At 64.9% G+C, this 21,058-nt stretch carries 21 protein-coding genes; 5 read left to right on the top strand and 16 right to left on the bottom strand.

The window, feature by feature from the left end:
- The first annotated feature begins 9 nt into the window (after positions 1–9).
- Positions 10–138 (top strand): hypothetical protein, encoded by a 129-nt coding sequence (locus tag VIQ49_RS17255; protein WP_331886781.1) that lies wholly within the window; start codon positions 10–12, stop codon positions 136–138.
- Between the two features lie 59 nt (positions 139–197).
- On the opposite strand, the gene mutM is transcribed toward VIQ49_RS17255, so the two are convergent.
- From mutM to rsmD, 6 genes are all read right to left on the bottom strand, one after another.
- Positions 198–1,079, bottom strand: coding sequence for a bifunctional DNA-formamidopyrimidine glycosylase/DNA-(apurinic or apyrimidinic site) lyase (gene mutM, locus VIQ49_RS17250; RefSeq protein ID WP_331886780.1), 882 nt, complete (start codon positions 1,077–1,079; stop codon positions 198–200).
- Positions 1,072–1,806, bottom strand: a complete 735-nt coding sequence (gene rnc, locus VIQ49_RS17245) for a ribonuclease III (RefSeq protein WP_331886779.1) — start codon at positions 1,804–1,806, stop codon at positions 1,072–1,074. Before rnc ends, mutM begins: the two co-directional genes overlap by 8 nt.
- Entirely contained in the window at positions 1,803–2,294 is a 492-nt protein-coding gene (locus VIQ49_RS17240) for a DUF177 domain-containing protein (protein ID WP_331886788.1), read from the bottom strand. Before VIQ49_RS17240 ends, rnc begins: the two co-directional genes overlap by 4 nt.
- A gap of 176 nt (positions 2,295–2,470) precedes the next feature.
- The gene (locus tag VIQ49_RS17235; protein WP_331886778.1) at positions 2,471–3,244 is read right to left on the bottom strand and encodes a DivIVA domain-containing protein; all 774 of its coding nucleotides are present in this window, start codon (positions 3,242–3,244) and stop codon (positions 2,471–2,473) included.
- A 214-nt stretch (positions 3,245–3,458) separates the two neighbouring features.
- On the bottom strand, positions 3,459–3,941 hold the full coding sequence (gene coaD, locus VIQ49_RS17230) for a pantetheine-phosphate adenylyltransferase (RefSeq protein ID WP_331886777.1): 483 nt from the start codon (positions 3,939–3,941) through the stop codon (positions 3,459–3,461).
- 34 nt (positions 3,942–3,975) lie between these two features.
- A complete protein-coding gene (gene rsmD / locus VIQ49_RS17225; RefSeq protein ID WP_331886776.1) occupies positions 3,976–4,524 on the bottom strand; it encodes a 16S rRNA (guanine(966)-N(2))-methyltransferase RsmD in 549 nt (182 codons plus the stop codon).
- Between the two features lie 189 nt (positions 4,525–4,713).
- On the opposite strand from rsmD, the gene ectA reads away from it, so the two are divergent.
- The 4 genes from ectA to VIQ49_RS17205 all read left to right on the top strand — a co-directional run bounded on the left by ectA (position 4,714) and on the right by VIQ49_RS17205 (position 8,285).
- Positions 4,714–5,235: a diaminobutyrate acetyltransferase gene (gene ectA / locus VIQ49_RS17220; RefSeq protein ID WP_331886775.1), complete on the top strand. Its 522-nt coding sequence runs from the start codon at positions 4,714–4,716 to the stop codon at positions 5,233–5,235.
- Between the two features lie 181 nt (positions 5,236–5,416).
- Entirely contained in the window at positions 5,417–6,694 is a 1,278-nt protein-coding gene (ectB, locus tag VIQ49_RS17215) for a diaminobutyrate--2-oxoglutarate transaminase (protein WP_331886774.1), read from the top strand.
- A 78-nt stretch (positions 6,695–6,772) separates the two neighbouring features.
- Positions 6,773–7,171, top strand: a complete 399-nt coding sequence (locus tag VIQ49_RS17210) for an ectoine synthase (protein WP_331886773.1) — start codon at positions 6,773–6,775, stop codon at positions 7,169–7,171.
- A 202-nt stretch (positions 7,172–7,373) separates the two neighbouring features.
- Entirely contained in the window at positions 7,374–8,285 is a 912-nt protein-coding gene (locus VIQ49_RS17205; protein ID WP_331886772.1) for a Sir2 family NAD-dependent protein deacetylase, read from the top strand.
- Here VIQ49_RS17205 and proB read toward each other — a convergent pair.
- From proB to VIQ49_RS17155, 10 genes are all read right to left on the bottom strand, one after another.
- Entirely contained in the window at positions 8,258–9,358 is a 1,101-nt protein-coding gene (gene proB / locus VIQ49_RS17200; protein WP_331886787.1) for a glutamate 5-kinase, read from the bottom strand. The two genes, VIQ49_RS17205 and proB, sit on opposite strands and share 28 nt — an antisense overlap.
- Positions 9,358–10,824 carry a GTPase ObgE gene (obgE, locus tag VIQ49_RS17195; protein ID WP_331886771.1) on the bottom strand — a complete coding sequence of 489 codons (1,467 nt, stop codon included), beginning with the start codon at positions 10,822–10,824 and terminating at the stop codon, positions 9,358–9,360. Before obgE ends, proB begins: the two co-directional genes overlap by 1 nt.
- 104 nt (positions 10,825–10,928) lie before the next feature.
- Positions 10,929–11,192: a 50S ribosomal protein L27 gene (gene rpmA / locus VIQ49_RS17190; RefSeq protein WP_331886770.1), complete on the bottom strand. Its 264-nt coding sequence runs from the start codon at positions 11,190–11,192 to the stop codon at positions 10,929–10,931.
- A 30-nt stretch (positions 11,193–11,222) separates the two neighbouring features.
- Entirely contained in the window at positions 11,223–11,534 is a 312-nt protein-coding gene (rplU, locus tag VIQ49_RS17185) for a 50S ribosomal protein L21 (protein ID WP_331886769.1), read from the bottom strand.
- A gap of 170 nt (positions 11,535–11,704) precedes the next feature.
- Complete coding sequence (locus tag VIQ49_RS17180; protein WP_331886768.1) at positions 11,705–15,139, bottom strand: translation initiation factor IF-2 N-terminal domain-containing protein; 3,435 nt, start codon at positions 15,137–15,139, stop codon at positions 11,705–11,707.
- A gap of 341 nt (positions 15,140–15,480) precedes the next feature.
- Positions 15,481–15,894, bottom strand: a complete 414-nt coding sequence (gene ndk / locus VIQ49_RS17175; protein WP_331886767.1) for a nucleoside-diphosphate kinase — start codon at positions 15,892–15,894, stop codon at positions 15,481–15,483.
- A gap of 46 nt (positions 15,895–15,940) precedes the next feature.
- Positions 15,941–16,336, bottom strand: a complete 396-nt coding sequence (locus VIQ49_RS17170; RefSeq protein WP_331886766.1) for a hypothetical protein — start codon at positions 16,334–16,336, stop codon at positions 15,941–15,943.
- 138 nt (positions 16,337–16,474) lie between these two features.
- The gene (locus tag VIQ49_RS17165) at positions 16,475–16,906 is read right to left on the bottom strand and encodes a DUF4233 domain-containing protein (RefSeq protein ID WP_331886765.1); all 432 of its coding nucleotides are present in this window, start codon (positions 16,904–16,906) and stop codon (positions 16,475–16,477) included.
- Positions 16,903–18,324, bottom strand: coding sequence for a bifunctional tetrahydrofolate synthase/dihydrofolate synthase (gene folC / locus VIQ49_RS17160; RefSeq protein WP_331886764.1), 1,422 nt, complete (start codon positions 18,322–18,324; stop codon positions 16,903–16,905). Before folC ends, VIQ49_RS17165 begins: the two co-directional genes overlap by 4 nt.
- Positions 18,321–20,996, bottom strand: a complete 2,676-nt coding sequence (locus VIQ49_RS17155; protein WP_331886762.1) for a valine--tRNA ligase — start codon at positions 20,994–20,996, stop codon at positions 18,321–18,323. The genes folC and VIQ49_RS17155 overlap by 4 nt, the downstream gene beginning before the upstream one ends.
- Positions 20,997–21,058: the final 62 nt, after the last annotated feature.

Here is a 21,058-nt window from a genome sequence, read left to right as displayed (position 1 = left end):
GACACGATCATGCCGTCCCTCGGTCTCGCGCCAGAACACCACACCCCCACCGAGCGGGCCCACACCCCCGCCGAGCGGGCCCACACCCCCACCGAGCGTGCCGATATCACCGCCGAGTGGGCCTTTCTCGCACCGTAGAGCGGCAACTTTGGCTCGCTCGACGGTCGTAAGGGCACGGTCGACGGTGTGGGCGCCTGCTAACCGCGGGGGCGGATCTGGCAACGAGGACAACTGAACGAACTGCGGTTCATGAATTGTTCGCGTCGCATGATCGCGCCACATCGGCGGCACGGTTCGCCTTCGCGGCCATAGGCATTCAGCGAACGTTCGAAGTAGCCGGACTGACCGTTGACGTTGACGTACAGCGCGTCGAATGACGTGCCGCCCTGCTCGAGCGCCTGAGCCATGACCTCGGCGGCGTTGTCCAGCACCGACCGCAACGCTTTCGCGGTGAGCTTGTCCGTCAAGCGCAGGCCGTGAACCTTACTCCGCCACAGCGCTTCATCGGCGTAGATGTTGCCCACGCCCGAGACGACGGTCTGATCGAGTATCGCCCGCTTGATCTCGGTGTGCTTACGTTTGAGAACTCGGACCACGGCGTCCGGATCATATTCTGGCGCAAAGGGATCCGGTGCGATGTGCGCAATCGAGGCAGGGCCGAGGTTCGGGTCTCCGACGATCGGGGCCGCGATGAGGTCGTCGACCATCCAGCCGCCGAACGTCCGTTGATCGACGAACCGCAGTTCTGTCCCGTCGTCCATGCTCGCCCGGATCCGCAAGTGGATCTCGTCATCGGCACCGGCCGGCTGAACCAGCATCTGCCCGCTCATCCCGAGGTGCACGACAATCGCCAGTGGATCGGCATCCCCGAGCGGATCTGCCTCCAGCCAAAGGTATTTGCCGCGCCTGCGTGCATCGGTGACGGTTGCACCCGCCAGCATCCCGATCAGATCGAGTGCACCGCCGAGATGACGGCGGACCGCCCGTGGGTGCAGGACTTCGACGGCGGTGATCCGGCGTCCGACAACGTGATCGGCAAGGCCGCGGCGTACCACCTCGACCTCGGGCAATTCAGGCATCGTCTCCCGTCCCGGAAATCGCTTTCCAGGCAGTCGATGCGGCCAATTGTTCGGCCTCTTTCTTGGTCTTACCCACCCCGGAACCCATCGCGTCGCCGCCGACCAGCACCGTTGCGGTGAACTCCTTGCAATGATCGGGTCCGGTGGAGGTGATCTGGTAAGCCGGTACGCCCAGGCCCATCTCTGCGGTGAGCTCCTGCAGCGAGGTCTTCCAGTCGAGGCCCGCACCCAGTGCTGCCGACCGGCTCAGTGCGGACGAGAACAGGGCCAGCACTGTGGTCCGGGCGGTTTCGAGGCCCAGTTCGAGGTGGATGGCACCGATCAGTGCTTCCATGCCGTCGGCCAGGATGCTGGCCTTGTCGCGTCCGCCCGTCATCTCTTCGCCTTTGCCCAGGCGAAGGTGAGCTCCGAGGCCTCCTGGGCCGAGACCACGCGCCACGTCGGCCAGCGCGTGCATGTTGACAACGCTCGCGCGGATCTTGGCGAGTTCGCCCTCGGCGCGTTCGGGATGAGCACGGTAAAGGTGCTCTGTGACAACAACACCGAGCACCGAGTCACCGAGGAACTCGAGGCGCTCGTTGGTGGGTAGGCGACCGTGTTCGTACGCGTACGAGCGATGGGTCAGCGCCAGTTCCAACATCTCGTCGGACAGGGCCACATTGACGGCGGCCAGCAGGTCAGCATGATCTGCCTGAGCATTCACATCGGATCGGACGGTCTCTGTCACGGTTTCGACTCTGGTTCCTCGGCAAACTTCGATGCCAGGCCTGCCCAGCGCGGGTCGATCTTGTCGTGGTGGTGACCGGCTTCGGCCACCGCGAGCCGGACACCGCATTCAGGGCACAGGCCCTGACAGTTCTCGCTGCACAGCGGCGTATTCGGCAGATCCAGTCCGACCGCGTCGATGATCGCCTGTTCCAGATCGATCTTGTCATCGACGATTCGGTGCATCTCGTCGGCGTCGGTGGTCGCGTCGGTCGCGCTGTCCGGGTAGGCGAACAATTCGGTCAGGTAGACGCTGGCGGTACCCGACACGCTCTCCAGACAGCGGACGCACTGGCCCTCGGTCTCGCCGCTCACGCAGCCGGTGACCAGGACGCCCTCCGAGACCGCCTCCAGGCGTAGATCGAGGTCGACGTCGCTACCTGCCGGGATCGCGATCATGTCCAGACCGATACGGGGTCCGTCGGTGATCGCCCGATGGACTTCCCGCATCGAACCCGCTCGTCTGCCCAGACTGCGGATGTCCAGGGTGAACGGGCCGTCTACGGGACGATTCTGACGTGTTGAACTGCCTTCGCGCTGTGACACAAGCAACCACGATACGCCCCGGGACTGCTCATTCGACAATCACGACGCGGGCACGGTCATCATGCGGCCCACGGCCTGCTTCAGACGGCCATCCCGGTACCGAAGTCGGCGCGACGGACATGCTCGGCGTAGTCATGGACGCCGGCACCCGTCCGTAACTGCTGGCGACCACGGTTGACGGAACGGATGGTGCCGGTCAGCAACTCTTCGAACTCGGCCAGCTTGTTGTCGACGTAGACGTCACACTCGCCGCGCAGGCGATCGGACTCGGCATGCGCCGCGTCGATGATCCGTTCGGATTCCGAGCGGGCAGCCTGGACGACCTCTTCTTCCGAGACCAGCCGCTGCTGTTCGGCGATGCCTTCGGCGACGGACCGCTCGTAGTTGGCGTTGCCGGATTCGATCATCCGCTCCGCTTCGGAATGTGCCCGTCCGGTCACCGACTCGTACTCCCGGCTCGCGGTGGCGGCCAAGCGTTCGGCCTCGGCGGTGGCATCGGCCAGCAATTGCCCTGAGTGGGACTGCGCTTCGGCAACCATGCGGTCGGCATGCGATTTCGCCTCCGCCAGGATCCGGTCGGCCTCGGCGCGGGCATGCGCCAGCGACGAATCCGCTTCCGCAGTGGCCTCCCCGACCATCGTGTCCGCGTGCAGACGCGCATCTCCCAACAGTTTGTCGCGCTGATCCAGCACGTCCTGCGCGTCGTCGAGGTCGCCGGGGATCGCGTCCTTGACGTCGTCGAGCAGTTCCAGCACATCGCCCCGAGGAACAACGCAACCCGCCGTCATCGGAACACTGCGTGCCTCTTCGACGATCGCACCCAACTCGTCCAGCGCTTCGAATACCCGGTACACAGCTACCTCACTCCTCGCCGCAAACCCTGATGGTCGTGCCCGGTTGGCAGGTACTCATCGTGTTGCGATCTGTGGTTGATGTTATTTCTGTGACTAGTGTGCCCAATGTTGCGGCTGTGACGACGCAACCCGGGCCGGTGTGTCGGGTTCCACGGTAGGCCGAATTCTGGCCGGAGAGGCTCTCCGGCCGGCAAAAAATGAGATTTCAGGCAGCTCAGCGGCCGGACGACAACTTTGCAAGCAGCTGTTCGTGCACTACAGATGGCAAAAAGTCGCCCACTGGTCCACCGAGTTTGGCCACTTCCTTCACCAGGGAACTGGACACGTGCGCCAGACGGGGGTCTGTGAGCATGAACACCGTCTCGACACCGGTGAGGTCACGGTTCATCTGCGCCATCGGCAGTTCGTACTCGAAGTCGGCCGAACCCCGCAGGCCCTTCACGATCGTGTCGACACCCTGATCACGCACGTAGTCGACCAGCAGGCCCTGCCAGCTGTCGATGCGGACGTTCGGCAGGTGCGCGGTCACCTTGCGCAGAAGCTCGAGACGTTCATCCACCGTGAACATCCCCTGCTTGTTGGGGTTGATCGTCACAGTGATGATCAACTCATCGAATCGGGCCGCGGCACGCTCGAAGACATAGAGATGCCCCGAGGTGACCGGGTCGAACGATCCTGGACATACTGCTCCGGACATGAGAGCAAGTTATCAGCAGGCGGTGGGCGGCCCGTCAGCCGAGTTCGGCCAACTCGACCCGGGTCTCCCCGTACTTCCGGACCTCCGGATCTCCGAACGCATCCGGCCAGGCGGTGGCGGCGCTGCGCACCGACCGCTCGAGGACCACCACCCCTCCCGAGACGAGCGTCCCGCCGGACAACAAGGTGAGCATCTCCGCGACCTGGTCGTCGGGCAGGTCGTACGGCGGGTCCGCGAACACGAGGTCGGCCACCGGGGCTCCGCCGCGTAGGTAGTCGGCAACACGTCGGCGAACGAGCCGGGCACCCGACAGTCCCGACGACGTGATGTTCGCCCCGATGACCCTGGCGGCCTTGGCGTCGGATTCGACGAGGATCGCCGAGCCCGCCCCGCGCGAGAGCGCCTCGAGGCCGAGCGCACCCGAACCGGCGAAAAGGTCGAGAACCACCAGCCCGGAGAAGTCGATCCGATTGGTCAAGATGTTGAAAACCGACTCACGCACCTGGTCCGTTGTCGGACGGGTGCCGGCGGCGGGGACTGACAGACGTCGGCCGCGGGCGGCGCCGGCGATGATGCGGGTCATGGGCCTCATTGTCCCGCCCGTCAGGGGACCCCGGACCATCGGGGGACGCAGCGCACATCGTTACGGATGACAACAATTCGTGACGCACCTCACAAACAGGTGATGATCAGGCGTTTGTTGGGTGCTTTCCAGGGCAATTTCCCGAGGTGGGTGACATCGTTGTGATGCCTTGTTAACTTCGAATTCGATATGAGCCCAACTCAGATCAGCGCTACCCTAACCTCCGCGCCGGACGCGGTGGCATTTCGTTCCCCAAAGGTTTCCGACGGAGTCCGGCTCTGGGAAATCGCCCGTGACTCAAAAGTTCTCGATCTCAACTCGAGTTACGCCTACGTTCTGTGGTGTCAGGATTACGCCCAGACCTCCGTGGTCGCCGAAGTCGACGGTGAAGTTGTCGGTTTTGTGACCGGCTATCTCCGGCCGCAGCTTCCCGACGTCGTCATGGTTTGGCAGGTCGCCGTCGACGCCGATCAGCGGGGTCTCGGATTGGCCGGAAAGATGTTGAGCCAGTTGATGGATCGACTCGAGCCGCGCGGAATCACGACACTGCACACCACCATCAGTCCGGACAACACCGCCTCCCAGGCACTGTTCCAAGGTCTGGCCGATCGCCGAGAGATGAGTATCCGGCGTGAAGAACTGTTCTCGGCCAACGATTTCCCGGACGACCATGAGCAAGAAGATCTGTACATCGTCGCACCGCGACGCTGACCTCTTGTGATCACCATGCCGCATCTACACGGCAGCTCGTCGGCGTAGCCCTCGCCGGCCCATGACGGAAGCCGGGATCGACCCGCCCGCCACCACTACCCCCCAACTCAGTTGGAAACAACCCGCATCCCTGTGCACACAGGTGACAACCGGGCAGTTTTTCGCACCCATCGGAGGAATCATGACTGCATCAATGCAAGAAACCTTCTCGAGCAACATCTTTGAAACCCGCGAATCCGAGGTTCGCAGCTACAGCCGCGGCTGGCCCGCGATCTTCACGAGCGCCAAGGGCGCCTGGATCACGGACAACGAAGGCAAGCAGTACCTCGACTTCTTCGCCGGCGCAGGGGCTTTGAACTACGGACACAACAATCCGCTGTTGAAGGCCGCTCTCCTCGACTACATCGAAAACGATGGCATCACCCACGGCCTCGACATGTCGACCAAGGCCAAAGGTGAGTTCCTGCAAGCATTTCAGGACAAGATCCTGGTTCCCCGCGGTCTCGACTACAAGGTCCAGTTCCCCGGACCAACGGGCGCGAACTCTGTCGAGAGTGCTTTGAAGCTGGCCCGCAAGGTTACCGGTCGAACCTCGATCATCAACTTCACCAACGCTTTTCACGGAATGACGCTGGGCGCGCTTTCGGTGACCGGCAACTCGATGAAGCGTGCCGGTGCCGGCATCCCGCTGGTGCATGCCACCCCGATGCCCTTCGACAACTACTTCGACGGGGTCGTCGAGGACTTCAGCTGGTTCGAGCGCGTACTCGACGACTCGGGCAGCGGGCTCAACCGTCCGGCCGCCGTCATCGTGGAGACCGTCCAGGGCGAGGGCGGCGTCAATGTCGCCCGCCCGGAATGGCTCCGGGCACTGTCCGCGCTCTGCAAGCGCCGCGACATCCTGCTGATCGTCGACGACGTTCAGATGGGCTGCGGTCGTACCGGACAGTTCTTCTCGTTCGAGGAGGCCGGCATCGAACCCGACATCGTCACGCTGTCGAAGTCGATCGGCGGCTACGGGCTGCCGATGGCCTTGACACTGTTCAAGCCGCATCTCGACGTGTGGGCACCGGGTGAGCACAACGGCACCTTCCGCGGTAACAACCCCGCGTTTGTCACCGCGACGAAGGCCATCGAGCACTACTGGTCGGACGACACCTTCGAGAAGGAGACGATCGCCAAGGGTGAGCGGATCCGCGATGCGTTCATCTCGCTCTGCAGCGCACATGATGGCATCAGTACCCGCGGCCGGGGCATGGTCCAGGGCCTGGTCTTCAAAAACGCCGATCACGCCGCGAAGGTCTGCGCTCTCGCCTACGACCGTGGGCTGCTGGTCGAATCCGCCGGCCCCTCGGACGAGGTCGTGAAGCTCCTGCCGCCGTTGACAATCACCAACGAAGAGCTCGATCAGGGCCTCGCGATCCTCGCCCAGGCGACCGCGGAGATCCTCTACTCGTAGGTTCTGACGAACAAGCCGGGTTCGAGATCGAGGTCCGACCACGTCTTCGTTTCTCCTGCAACAGAAAGGTTTTCAGACATGATTGTGCGCACCACACAGGAAATCACCGACACCGACCGCGACATCGAGGCCGACAACGGGAACTGGCGTTCCAAGCGCATCGTGCTCGGCGGCGACCTGGTCGGCTTCTCCTTCCACGAGACGACCATCAAGGCCGGCACCGTCAACGAGTTCCACTACGCCAACCACGTGGAGGCCGTCTGGCTGGTCGAAGGCGAGGGAACATTGCTCAACCGCGAATCCGGCCAGCAATACCCGCTGGGCCCCGGTTCGATGTATCTGCTGAACGGGCACGAACGGCACACCGTCACCGCCGACACCCAGATGCGCATGCTGTGCGTGTTCAACCCGCCCGTTGTCGGTAACGAGACCCACGACGAGAACGGCGTGTACCCACTGGTCGCAGTCGGTACCTGACTCGGTTCGGCCGTGGCGGGGCCGCGGGCTCCGGGCCCTCGCCGGGTAGCGCTGTCCTGGCGCATGTGCGTTGCGCCAGTTGCCCGGACGCTTCGGTGGCCTCGCACGACCGATCCGGCACGAAAGAGCTCGGCACCCCAGGTCTGGGGTGCCGAGTTCTGCGTTCGGTCCCCTGATCGATCACCCCGGTACCCTGGACGTCGTGCAAACCCGTCCGGTGCAGTGGGCACCCGCAGAGCCCACCGATCCCGACCCCGACCTCCCGCAGCGGATACAGCAGCTCCGCGCACACCTCGCACACAAGCGCGCGCTCGTACTGACCGGCGCGGGGATGTCGACCGATTCGGGTATCCCCGACTATCGCAGTCCGGGTTCCCCCGCACGCACGCCGATGACGATCGAGATGTTCCTCAGCTCCGATCAGTTCCGCCGCCACTACTGGGCCCGCAACCACATCGGCTGGCGTCACATGGATGCCGCGCTACCGAATGCCGGTCACCGGGCGCTCGCAGATCTGGAACGCGCCGGCCGGATCAACGGGATCATCACCCAGAACGTCGACATGCTGCACCTCAAAGCCGGGAACCGGTCCGTGCTCGATCTCCATGGCAGCTATGGTCGCGTCCGGTGCCTGAGTTGTGCGCACGTGATGTCACGCCACCGGCTCGCAGATCTCCTCGAACCCCACAACGAGGGATTCGTGACCCGCATCCGGGGCCGTGGCGCCATCGAGGTGGCCCCCGATGCCGACGTCGTGGTGTCCGACACCACCGACTTCGTCATGGTCGACTGTCCGGTCTGCGGTGGAATCCTGAAACCCGACATCGTCTACTTCGGCGAAAGTGTTCCGAAAACTGTTGTCGAGCAGGGTTTTACGATGGTCGATGACGCAGATGCGCTGCTGGTGCTCGGATCGTCGCTGACCGTGATGAGTGGTCTGCGATTTGTCCGGCGCGCCTGGCGCAGCGGCACACCCGTCTACATCGTCAACCGCGGTCATACGCGCGGCGACGAGATGGCAACACTCAAGATCGACGGCTCCTGTTCACTGGTCCTCGAACTGCTGAGCCGCGACGACAACGAGTTCTACAGCGCCACCAGATCGTCGGCGTGAACCACTGGCCGACGGAAGTCCGACGGAAGATCCCCGGTTGATTTCCCGATCATCTGGGTGACCTCCCCCGCGTCGTAGGCGACCACCCCTCGCGCTCGGGTGTGCCCCTTCTGGTCGGCGAGATCAACCACATCGCCGTTGTAGAAACGGCCTTTTGCCGCGACGATGCCCGCGGCGAGAAGCGAGTGCCGCGCCCCGGCCACGGCGCGGATGGCCCCGTCGTCGAGAATCAGACGACCGGTGGCTTCTGCGGCATGACGGACCCAGAACTTCCGTGCTGAAAGACGTTGGGGGCGTGGCGCAAACGCGGTGCCCACCGAAGCATCGGTCAACGCCGCAGAGGCGTCGGCGGCCGCAGCGAGCAACACCGGGAGACCGGCATCGGCGGCCAGCCGGGCCGCCGAGAGTTTGGACGCCATCCCACCCGTGCCGAGTGCCCCACCGCTCCCCGCGATCACGCCGTCGAGATCTTCGGGACCACCGACCTCGGGGATCAACGTCGCATCACCCTTCCGCGGGTCGCCGTCATACAGACCGTCGACATCGGACAGCAGAACCAGCGCGTCGACTCCGGCCAGATGCGCCACCAATGCGGCCAGCCGGTCGTTGTCGCCGAAACGGATCTCATTGGTTGCGACGGTGTCGTTCTCGTTGACGATCGCCACCGCACCCAGCGAACGCAACCGATCGAGTGTCCGCTGCGCATTTGCATGATGAGCGCGCAGGGAGACGTCATGGGCGGTCAGCAAGACCTGTCCGACAGTCCGGTCGTACCGGGAGAACGACGTGTTCCAGGCGTGCGCCAGGGCGAGCTGACCGACACTGGCCGCCGCCTGCTTGGTGGCGAGATCCTTCGGCCGGGCCTTGAGCCCGAGCGGCGCGATTCCCGCGCCGATGGCACCAGACGACACGACGATGACATCCGAACCGGCCCGCATCCTCGCTTCGATCGCGTCCGCCAGGGCGTCGAGTCGACTGACATCGAGACCCGTGGACAAGTCGGTGAGCGCGGACGAGCCGATCTTCACAACGATGCTGCGGGCACCGGCGATCTGTTGCCGGGTGACACTGATCACGATTCGTCCGGATCCTCGAGTTCCACTTCGAGACCGCGGCGCAGGCGCCGGGCGATCTTGCGATCGGAGGCACCGACCCGATCGGGGCGATCGAGCCGGATGTCGGATCCGCGACCACTCATCGGGAAGTCTTCTGCCACAGCGACTTGCGGCTCCCATTCGAACGAGACATCACCGATGGTCACCAAACAGCCGGCTTCTGCCCCCTGTTTCACCAGCTCGGCCTCGACACCGAGCCGGTTCAGGCGGTCGGCAAGATAGCCGACGGCTTCGTCGTTACCGAACTGCGTCTGTTTGATCCAGCGCTCGGGCCGCGAACCGCGCACGATGAAACCGCCGGGCTGGTCGGGATCGGCGATCACGGAGAATCCGCTGTCGTCGGTGGCGATCGGACGGATCACCGGACGACGGGCAACCGGCTTCGGATGATCGATGCGGTACTGCCGTACCAGGTCGGCCAGTGCGTAGGTGAGCTCTTTCAGCCCCTTGTGGCTGACGGCCGAGATCGTGAAGATCGGCCAGCCACGTTGCGCCAGTTCAGGTTTGATCAACTCTGCGAGTTCGGCGGCATCGGGTACGTCGATCTTGTTGAGGATCACCACCCGGGGGCGGCTCGCAAGATCGCCGAGACCGGTATCAGATTTCAGAACCGGCTGGTACGCCGCCAGTTCGGCTTCGAGTGCGTCTATGTCACTGATCGGGTCCCGGCCGGGTTCCAGGGTGGCGCAGTCGACGACGTGCGCGAGCACGGCACAACGTTCGATGTGCCGAAGGAAGTCGAGGCCGAGTCCGCGTCCTTCCGAGGCACCGGGGATCAGACCGGGGACGTCGGCGATGGTGAAGATGTCCGAGCCGCTGTTGACGACACCCAAATTGGGACGAAGCGTCGTGAATGGGTAGTCGGCGATCTTCGGCTTGGCCGCAGAGAGCACCGACACCAGCGAGGATTTACCAGCGGACGGGAAACCGACCAAGCCGACATCGGCAACGGACTTGAGTTCGAGGACCAACTCCCGGATCTCGCCCTCTTCACCGAGCAGCGCAAAGCCAGGAGCCTTGCGCGCCTTCGAGGCGAGAGAGGCGTTGCCGAGTCCACCACGGCCGCCGGAGGCTGCCGCAAACGTGGTGCCCTCCCCCACGAGGTCGGCGAGGAGCTTGCCGTCGGCGTCGAGGACCATGGTGCCGTCCGGAACCGGAAGCACCAGCGGTTCGCCCTTGGCGCCATCGCGGTTGGCGCCGGCACCGGGCCTGCCGTTGCCTGCCTTGGCATGCGGGTGGAAGTGGAAGTCGAGCAACGTGTGCACCTGCGAGTCGACCACGAGGGTCACGTCTCCGCCGTTGCCACCGTTGCCGCCATCGGGACCGCCGAGGGGTTTGAACTTCTCGCGATGAACAGAGGAGCAGCCGTGGCCGCCGTTGCCCGCGGTCGCGTGAATCGTCACGCGGTCAACAAATCTAGACATTTTTCACCTTGCGAGAGTTCGGAAATTTCTAAGGGGCGGACCGGATCGTGTGACCCTGCCCGCCCCCTAGGAGCTATAGCTGTCTGAAGCTTGGCTACGCCGGATCAGGCCTGCACAGGCTCCGGAACGATGTTGACGGTCTTGCGGCCACGCTTGGCGCCGAACTCGACCGCACCTGCAGCGAGGGCGAACAGTGTGTCGTCTCCGCCACGGCCGACGTTGACGCCGGGGTGGAAGTGCGTGCCGCGCTGACGGACGAGGATCTCGCCGGCGCTGACCTGCTGGCCACCGAAGCGCTTCACACCGAGTCGCTGGGCATTCGAATCGCGCCCGTTGCGCGAGCTGGATGCACCCTTCTTATGTGCCATGACAGTTCTCCTGAAAAGTGTGTTGGCTGGTTACTTGATACCGGTGACCTTGAGAACCGTCAGCTTCTGACGGTGCCCCTGGCGCTTGTGGTACCCGGTCTTGTTCTTGAACTTGTGGATCTTGATCTTCGGACCCTTGACGTGCTCGACGACCTCACCGGTCACCGAGATCTTCGCCAGCGCGTCTGCGTCCGTGGTCAGATCAGCACCGTTGACGACAAGCGTCACGGGCAGCGAGACGGTTTCACCGAGCTTGCTGTCAATCTTCTCGACCTTCACCAGATCGCCTTCAGCGACCTTGTACTGCTTACCGCCGGTCTTGACGATCGCGTACGTTGCCATCGGAGAGCTACCTCTAACTGTCTGTCGTGGTTCATTCGGGCTCTTGCCCGTTGCCGATCCGGCCGGGCGCTGCATACGGGCACAGCGCTATCCGTCCGCCGAATGGCGACTTATCAAGGCTACGGGAGTGTGGCCGACCAGGTCAAACCAGCTCCCATATCCCGCGTGTCTCACTCCTCGACCGGCGGTCCTGCCGGACGTCCGGCCGCCCGACGCCGCGGCTTGCGACGTACGGCAACTGCGGGCTCTGTGGTCGCTCCCACCGGGCCCGACGTGGTGACGGGCGCAGCGGGAGTCACCTCGACGACCACCGCAGGCTGGGACGGAGCAGAAGAAGCGGCTGGTTTCCGCCGTACCGCACGCCGGCGCTTGGGCGGCGTCGGATGTCCGGCGGGTGCCTTGACGGCCCCCGTTGCCGAATCGGCCTCGGACCCGGCCGGGGCCTCGTCCCGTGGTTCCGGTACCGAGGTTTCGGTGATCGTGACTTCCGTCACCGTTGATCCATCCCCCTGGTCCGCGGCGATCGCGACCGCTTCGGGCCGGGGTTCCGGCTCGGTCACCCGAGCGGCTCGCTGTGGGTCTGCAACCACCGCGACGTCCTCACCCGACTGCGATTCCCCGGCAGCCGGCGACGGTGTCGTCGCAGCCGTCGAATCCGCTTCTGCGTCATGCGTTTCTGCCCGATGCCCACCGGTGTCGGGGGTTTCGGTGTCGGACTCCGACGCGTGGCTCGCCATCGCCCGGAACATCGGATGCTCGGCCGGGTGATGCGGTACCGGCTTGGTCTCGACAACCTGCGCGGCGGCCGGCTGATCGGTCTTGCCGCCCCGGCGATTTCGGCGCGGACGCTTCGAGTCGCCACCACCGCGGTTCGAGTCGTCGCCACCGGCGGAGATCTCAACCGGGTTGGCGTGCACCACGATCCCACGACCGTTGCAACAGGTGCATGTGGTCGAGAACGCCTCGAGCAGTCCGGTGCCGAGGCGCTTACGCGTCATCTGCACCAGCCCCAGGGAGGTCACCTCCGACACCTGATGCCGGGTGCGGTCCCGTCCGAGAGCCTCGGTGAGCCTGCGCAGCACCAGATCCCGGTTCGATTCGAGGACCATGTCGATGAAGTCGACGATGATCATGCCGCCGATGTCACGCAACCGCATCTGCCGCACGATTTCCTCGGCGGCTTCCAGGTTGTTGCGGGTGACGGTCTCCTCGAGGTTGCCACCGGAGCCGGTGAACTTACCGGTGTTGACGTCCACGACCGTCATGGCCTCGGTGTGCTCGATGATCAACGTGCCGCCAGACGGGAGCCAGACCTTGCGGTCCAACGCCTTCGCCAGTTGCTCATCGATCCGGTGCACGTCGAAGACGTCGGGGGCGTCCGCATGCACCTTGTCGAAGCGCTCGACACGATCCAGGAGGTCGGGTGCGACTCCACGGACGTAGCTCTCCACCTGATCCCAGGCGCTGTTGCCCTCGACGACCAACTTCTTGAAGTCTTCGTTGAACAGGTCGCGAACAACCTTCACCAGCAGATCGGGCTCTTCGTACAAGGCCTGGGGCGCAGTCGATTTCGACTTGCCGGCCGACGGTGTCGCCGCGCTGATCGTCTCCCACTGCTGCTGCAGACGTTCGATGTCACGGGTCAGTTCCTCGGCCGCCACACCTTCGGACGCCGTGCGGATGATCACACCGGCATCGTCGGGGACGATCTTCCCGAGGATCTGCTTGAGCCGCTTGCGCTCGGTGTCGGGCAGCTTGCGGCTGATCCCGGTCGAACCGCCGCCGGGCACGTAGACCAGGTAGCGACCGGCCAGCGAGATCTGCGTCGTCAGTCGAGCACCCTTGTGCCCCACCGGATCCTTGCTGACCTGTACGAGGACCGGATCGCCCGGCCGGAGTGCCTGTTCGATCTTTCGCGAACCACCGTCGAGTCCGGCTGCATCCCAATTGACCTCACCGGCGTAGAGAACACCGTTTCGGCCACGGCCGATGTCGACGAATGCCGCTTCCATGCCGGGCAGAACGTTCTGAACCCGGCCGAGGTAGATGTTGCCGACCATCGACGAAGAGTTCGAGGTGGTCACGAAGTGCTCCACCAGAACGCCGTCTTCGAGGACTGCCACCTGCGTGTAGTCGCGGGTCGACGGCGACGCGTCGGACGACGCGTTGTCACCGTGTGCCTCGTGGGTCACGGTGGCGGCCACACCGGAGCGTTCCCGGACGACCATGACGCGGTCGACCGCTTCGCGACGGGCCAGGAACTCGGACTCGCTCAGGATCGGCGGCCGACGACGGCCCGCATCGCGTCCGTCCCGGCGACGCTGACGCTTCGCCTCCAGCCGCGTCGAACCGGAGATACCCTGCACCTCGTCGCGGGTCCGCGACTTGTTCCGGGGTTCCCGCTCGTGCACAACCGTATTCGGCGGATCGTCGGTGGTGGTGGCGTCGTCACCCTCGCCACCCTTACGACGGCGGCGGCGACGGCGACGGCGGTTGGCCGAGCCGGCATCACCGGACTCCTCCGAATCATCGGAGTCGGTCTCGGCCGAACCCTTCGAGTCCCCGGACGTCGCGTCGTCAGAGGCTTCCGATTCATCGGCCGAATCCGGCTTGTCGCCGGTGGCGTCACCGTCGGTGCCCGATGCGTCGGACGTGGGCTCCGCGTCGACGTCGGTCTTGGACTTCTTCGACCGGCTGCGCTTGCGGCGATTGGTGCTCTTGGCCTCGGGCCTGTCGGTCTCGGCCTGCTCGTCGCCGGAATCCGCGGTGTCAGACGCCTCGGCGTCCTGTTCGCGGGTGTCCACATCGGCAAACGTGTCTTCGTCGGTGCCGTCGGCGGCGGCATTCTCACCGCGGCCACGTCCACGTCCACGGCGGCCGCGGCGGCGGCGGCGTGAACCGCTGTCGTCGTCATCGGAGTCCGCGTCGGTATCGGTGTCGGTGTCGTCCGATTCCTGGTCCGCATACGCCGGTGCCACCGGCTGCGCGGACAAGAACAGCGGAGAACCCGCATGCTCGGTCGACGAAGACCGCTCTACAGCGATCGGCGATTCTTCTTCGGCAGCGGAGAACAGATTCGGTGTCTCGGCCGCTTTCTTACGTCGGACCCGAGGAGCACGGGCCGGAGCCTGCTCGGTGGGCGGTTCTGTCTCAGCGACCAGTTCCGTCTCAGCGACCGGTTCCGTCTCGGTCGGTGACTGCGCCTCGAGCGGTGGCTCCACCACCGGCGGGATCTCCACAACCGGGCTCACAACGGGCGCGTTCTCCGCGGCCGGCGCCTCGGCTTCAGCTGCTGCGATCTCGGGTTCGGCGACCGGGGTCTGCGCCTCGACCGTCGGCACCTGCTCTTGCGCATCCGGAGCCTCGGAATCCGCCGGTTCGGAGTCTTCACCGGCGGCGATCTTGTCGCGAACAGCGATGGCTGTACTGCGCACGATGCTCGACTGGGGGCTGCGAGCCGCGATCCCCATGTCGGCCAGATGCACCAGCACCTCGCGGCTGCTCAGCCCCAGAAGTCTTGCCAGTGCATGCACTCGCATCTTGTGCGGAAACTCTTGCGCCGAACTGCTGTGATTCAGTTCGTCCGGCGACTGCGTGTCGGCCACGTATTCTCCTCAAGCCCCCGGGCGCGGATAAACGCGGCCACGCGAGGGCTGTGCTATTTACCCGGCCTCGGCCGGGATTGTAGGTCTCGCTTCGCCCGGTGGATGCGGGACGATCCCCGCATTCGCCGGCGATGCCTGGCGTGATGATTGACTAACTCGAGAGCCGCGATGTCCACACCACGCCGCATGAAATCCATGCGGCCTGGGGACCGAGCATTCGATCTGATCATCTGGTCGTCGGCGCCCGTCGGGCTCGACAACCTTTGCCAGTATCCCACACAACACATCACGCGCGGCCAAGTCCTCCGACTTCGACAGAAAGTCGGAGGACGGCCCCACGATCATCCGAGGTCAGGGAACCAGAGTGCGATCTCACGCTCTGCGGAGTCGGGTGAGTCCGAGCCGTGGACGAGGTTGAACTGGGTGCTCAGTGCGTAGTCGCCCCGAATAGTTCCGGGCACGGCTTTCTCGACGGGGTCCGTACCGCCCGCGATCTGCCGGAATGCGGCAATGGCGCGGGGGCCTTCGAGCACCGCGGCGACCAGCGGCCCCGAGGTGATGAATTCGAGAAGCGAGGGATAGAAAGGCTTGCCCTCGTGTTCGGCGTAGTGGCCGGCAGCGATCTCGTCACTGGCGGTCTTGAGTTCCATCGCCACGAGCGACAGGCCTTTGCGTTCGATTCGGCCGATGATGTCGCCAACGAGTTGGCGGCTCACACCGTCGGGCTTGATCAATACCAGAGTGCGTTCAGTCACCGGGCAAGCGTAACGTGCGCCATCGCGCCGGTTCGCAGACGCCGGACTAGGGCTGGCAGTACTTGCCCTCGACCGCGAAGAATCCGTAACTGAAGGCCCCGCCGCCGGTCGGCGCCGGATCGATCACGACCTGCACGCAGCCACCCGGCGACGCCAGCGCCTCGTCGACGGCGATGTCGAACCTGGCCGCCATCGCGAGGTTCGCGAGCTTGTACTCCTCCGGCACCGGGATCGACGCGATGAACTCGGGTACCTCCATATCCGCAGCGCGTTCGGTGATGGCATGCGTGGCGAGATACCCATACTGGCTCTCACCCACCGGCATGGGCGACAACGCCTCCGCCGAAGCGGCCCCCGATCCCATCACGATGGCTGCGGCAACGCAGGCCATACCGCCGATCGCGGCAATCGAGGCGGGAACAGACTTCGGGGTACGCAACATAGACAGCAAGACCTTTCGATCATGGGGGTGAGATTCGACGGGGAAGACGTTAGGCGATCTTGTCAGCGGCGCGCATCGGAGAACACCCCAATTGCCCGGATTTCAGGTCACGTTCCGGCAACAACCACACATCCGCCGTCAGTCCTCGATCGGTTCCTGCCCGTTCAGCAGGCCGCGTTCCATCCGGAGCCGTACATCGCGCTTGATGTACGCGATGTACAACCAGACGATCCCGAATACGACGCCGACGATTCCGATGGACCAGTGAATCGCCCAGCCGGCAATCGTGACGACCTGTAACGCGAGGTTGTACTGCAATGCCCAGCTCCGGCCCTGCAGACCCGAACCGAGAATCATGGCAAGTGTCAGCACACCGAGGTAGACGCCCGACCACACCGTCAGTCCGCCGCCGACACGCCACACGATCGGGAACGCCAGGCCGATGACAATTGCTTCGAGGATCAAAGTCCCCGCCATCACTCCCCGGAAGCCCCGCCACGGGTCGACCGCCGGAGGCGTGAATCTCTGCGGGGACGAACCCTGGGGCCCGGTGGGGTCGTTTGCACTCATGCCGGATCCTTGCCGAAGAGGGTGCGCGCAGCACCTGCGGTCACCACGGAACCGGTGATCACCACGCCGGTCCCGGACATCGTGCCGTTGTCGTCAAGACTCTCTTCGGCCAATTCGATGGCGGCTTCGACCGCATCGGGCAGGAAGCCGTGGACCTGAACCCGGTCCTCACCGAAGATCGAGATCGCGACATCAGCGAGTGACTCCGGATCCATGGCTCGCGGAGAACCGTTGTGGGTCAAGACGATGACGTCGAGAATCGGCTCGAACGCGGTCAGCAGGCCGGCCACATCCTTGTCGGCCATCGCGCTGACCACACCGATGAGACGCCGGAAGTCGAACTCGTCGGTGAGGGCGGCCGCCAGCGCGGCGGCTCCGTGCGGGTTGTGGGCGGCGTCGAGGAATACGGTGGGCGCCGAACGCACCCGTTCCAGTCGCCCGGGACTCGTGACCGCGGCAAACCCGGCACGAACGGCTTCGACATCGAGTTGCCGGTCGGCGCCGGCACCGAAGAATGCCTCGACCGCAGCCAGAGCCAAGACCGCATTCGAGGCCTGGTGTGCGCCGTGAAGCGGCAGGAACACCTCAGGGTACTCGCCACCGAGGCCCTGCAATGTCAGCAATTGACCGCCGACCGCAGTCCGGCGTTCGAGCACCGCGAACTCCGAACCTTCGCGTGCGACAAACGAATCCGCCTCGACCGCGGCCCGCAACAACACGTCGGCCACCTCCGGCTGTTGCACCGCCAGGATCGTCACCGGGTCGGTGGGCACCAGCGAATCAGGTGCCTTCTTGATGATCCCGGCCTTCTCCCCCGCTATCTCTGCCAGGGTGTCACCGAGAAAGTCACTGTGGTCCAATGCAATCGGCGTGATGACCGAGACCGTGGAATCGATGACATTGGTCGCGTCCCATCGGCCGCCCATCCCGGTCTCCACCACCGCGACCTCGACGGGGGCCTCGGCGAAAGCGGTGTAGGCCATCGCGGTCAGCACCTCGAACTTGCTCATCCGGGGTCCGTCGGCGGCGATCGACCGGTCGTCGATCATGTCGATGTACGGCTCGAGTTCGCGGTAGGTGTCGACGTAGGTACGCGGCGAGATCGGCACCCCGTCGATCGAGATCCGCTCGGTGGCCAGTTGCAGGTGCGGGCTGGTGATCCGGCCGGTGCGGCGATGCAGTGCGGTGAGCAGCGCATCGATGATCCGCGACACCGACGTCTTGCCGTTGGTCCCGGCGATGTGGATCGACGGGTAGCCACGCTGGGGCGAGCCCAGCAGATCCATCAGCGCCGAGATCCTGGTCAGGGACGGTTCGATCCGGGTTTCGGGCCAGCGGGTGTCGAGCAGTGCCTCGACCTCGGCCAATTCGGCGAGGTCGTCGGCGTCCGGCGTCTGCGGCGGCTGCGGTTCGGTCACGATCCAGAGCCCAGCGCCTCGATCTTCGCGGTGATCCTGACGACTTCATCTCGTGCGAACTGCTGCCGCCCGCGGATCTTGGCGACCACGGCGTCCGGCGCCTTCGACAGGAACTGCTCGTTGCCCAGCTTCTGGGTGGTCGTCTCGAGCTCCTTCTCCGCGACAGCGAGATCCTTTGCCAATCGCCGCTTTTCGGCCTCGACATCGATGGATCCCGAGGTGTCGATCCGCACGGTGACCGTGGTCGTGCGCAGGCGCACCTCGATGGTCGCGGTGGCGGAGAACCCGTCTTCTGCCCGAGTCAGCCGGGCCAGCGAGTCGATGTAGTCGCGCTGGCCGCCCAGATCCGCCTCGTCGAGACCGATGAGTTCGGCGGCCACCTTCTGCGAGGGTTTGAGACCCTGGTCGCTGCGGAAACGCCGGATGTCGGTGATCAGCTTCTGGGTGTCCTCGACCCGGTTCGCCGCAACCGTGTCGGTGACGGCACCGGACTCGGTCGGCCACTGCGAGATCACCACCGATTCACCACCGGTGAGCGTCTTCCACAGCACCTCGGTGACAAACGGCATCACCGGGTGCAGCATCCGCAGCAGGGCGTCGAGGACGGTGCCAAGCACGACTTTGGTTGCCGCCGAACGGGCTTCGTCGTCACGCGCGAACTGCACCTTGGCCAGTTCGAGGTACCAGTCACAGAACTCGTCCCACGCGAAGTGGTATAGCGCCTCGCAGGCCTTGGAGAACTCGTAGGCCTCGAATCCGGCGTCGACGTCGAGGCGGACCTGGTCGAGTCGATCCAGGATCCAGCGATCGGTGTCGGTGAGCTCGTCGCGGGGCGGGAGCTCGCCGACCGCCGCACCGTTCATCAGCGCGAACTTGGTGGCGTTGAACAGCTTGGTGGCGAAGTTCCGCGACGACTGTGCGTGATCGTCTCCCACCGACAGGTCGCCGCCGGGGTTCGCCCCTCGCGCCAGGGTGAAGCGGAGCGCGTCGGCGCCGTACTGCTCGACCCAGTCGAGTGGGTCGATGCCGTTGCCCTTCGACTTCGACATCTTGCTGCCGAACTCGTCGCGGACCAGTCCGTGCAGGAAGATGTTGCGGAACGGAACCGGGGTGACGCCACTGGTCTGCGCGCCCAACGCGTCGGCAATGTAGGTGCCGAACATCATCATGCGGGCCACCCAGAAGAACAGGATGTCGTAGCCGGTCACCAACACCGAGGTGGGATAGAACTTCTTCAGTTCGTCGCCGACCTCGGGCCAGCCCATCGTCGAGAACGGCCACAGGCCCGACGAGAACCAGGTGTCGAGCACGTCGCTGTCCTGGACGTAACCGGCCGGCGGCTCCTCGTCCGGGCCGACACAGACCATGTCGCCGTCCGGTCCGTACCAGACCGGGATGCGATGGCCCCACCACAGCTGGCGAGAGATGCACCAGTCGTGCATGTCATCGACCCAGGCGAACCAGCGCGGTTCGAGGGATTTCGGGTGGATGACCGTCTCACCGCTGCGGACCGCATCGCCCGCGGCCTTGGCCAGGGTCTCGACGCGCACCCACCATTGCATGCTGAGGCGGGGCTCGATCGGCTCGCCGCTGCGCTCGGAATGACCGACGCTGTGCAGGTAGGGGCGCACCTCCTTGACGATGCGGCCCTGGGCGGCGAGCACCTCCCTGATCTTCGCGCGCGCCTCGAAGCGGTCCAGGCCGTCGAATTCGGTGCCGGTTCCGGCGATGTGCGCCGATTCGTCCATCATCGTCGGCATCGGGAGATCGTGACGAGATCCGAGTGCGAAGTCGTTGGGGTCGTGGGCGGGCGTGATCTTCACTGCGCCACTGCCGAATTCGGGATCGACGTAGTCGTCGGCGACCACCGGGATCTTGCGGTCGACAAACGGGTGATCGAGCTCGGTGCCGACGAGGTGCCGGTAGCGGTCGTCATCGGGGTGCACTGCGATGCCGGTGTCGCCGAGCATCGTCTCCAGACGCGTGGTGGCCACCACGATGTGGGGCTGCGTGTCGTCGAGGGAGCCGTAGCGGAAACTCACCAGCTCGCCCTCGACGTCGGAGTACTTGACCTCGATGTCGCTGATCGCGGTCTTCAGCACCGGCGACCAGTTCACCAATCGTTCGGCGCGGTAGATCAGGCCGTCGTCGTACATCTGCTTGAAGACGGTCTGCACCGCTTTCGACAGACCCTCGTCCATGGTGAAGCGTTCCCGCGACCAGTCCACCCCGTCGCCGAGGCTGCGCATCTGTGTGCCGATGGTTCCGCCGGACTCTGCTTTCCAGGCCCAGACGCGGTTGATGAACTCATCGCGGCCGAGGTCGTCCTTGCGTTCACCGTTCGCCGTGAGCTGGCGCTCGACCATGCTCTGCGTAGCGATGCCCGCGTGATCCATGCCGGGCAGCCACAGCACCTCGTAGCCCTGCATCCGGCGGCGCCTGCAGAGGGCGTCCATCAACACGTGGTCGAGGGCGTGACCCATGTGCAGAGACCCCGTGACGTTCGGCGGGGGCAGCACGATCGAGAACGGCGGCTTGTCGCTGCTCGGGTCGGCGGTGAAGTATCCGGCGTCGACCCAGCCCCGATAGAGCGCGTCCTCGTGAGCACCTGGGTCCCAGGCCTTGGGCAGGGCGGTGGGACTGCTGTCGGGTTGCGTGGTCGATTCGGTCACCGGCCAATTCTAGGCAGTCGACCGGCAAGCGAGAAAAGCCGCACGTCGGGTTGGTGACCGCG

Source organism: Williamsia sp. (assembly GCF_036566845.1).
GTDB lineage: Bacteria > Actinomycetota > Actinomycetes > Mycobacteriales > Mycobacteriaceae > Williamsia.
This window is presented reverse-complemented; position numbering and strand designations above follow the sequence as displayed.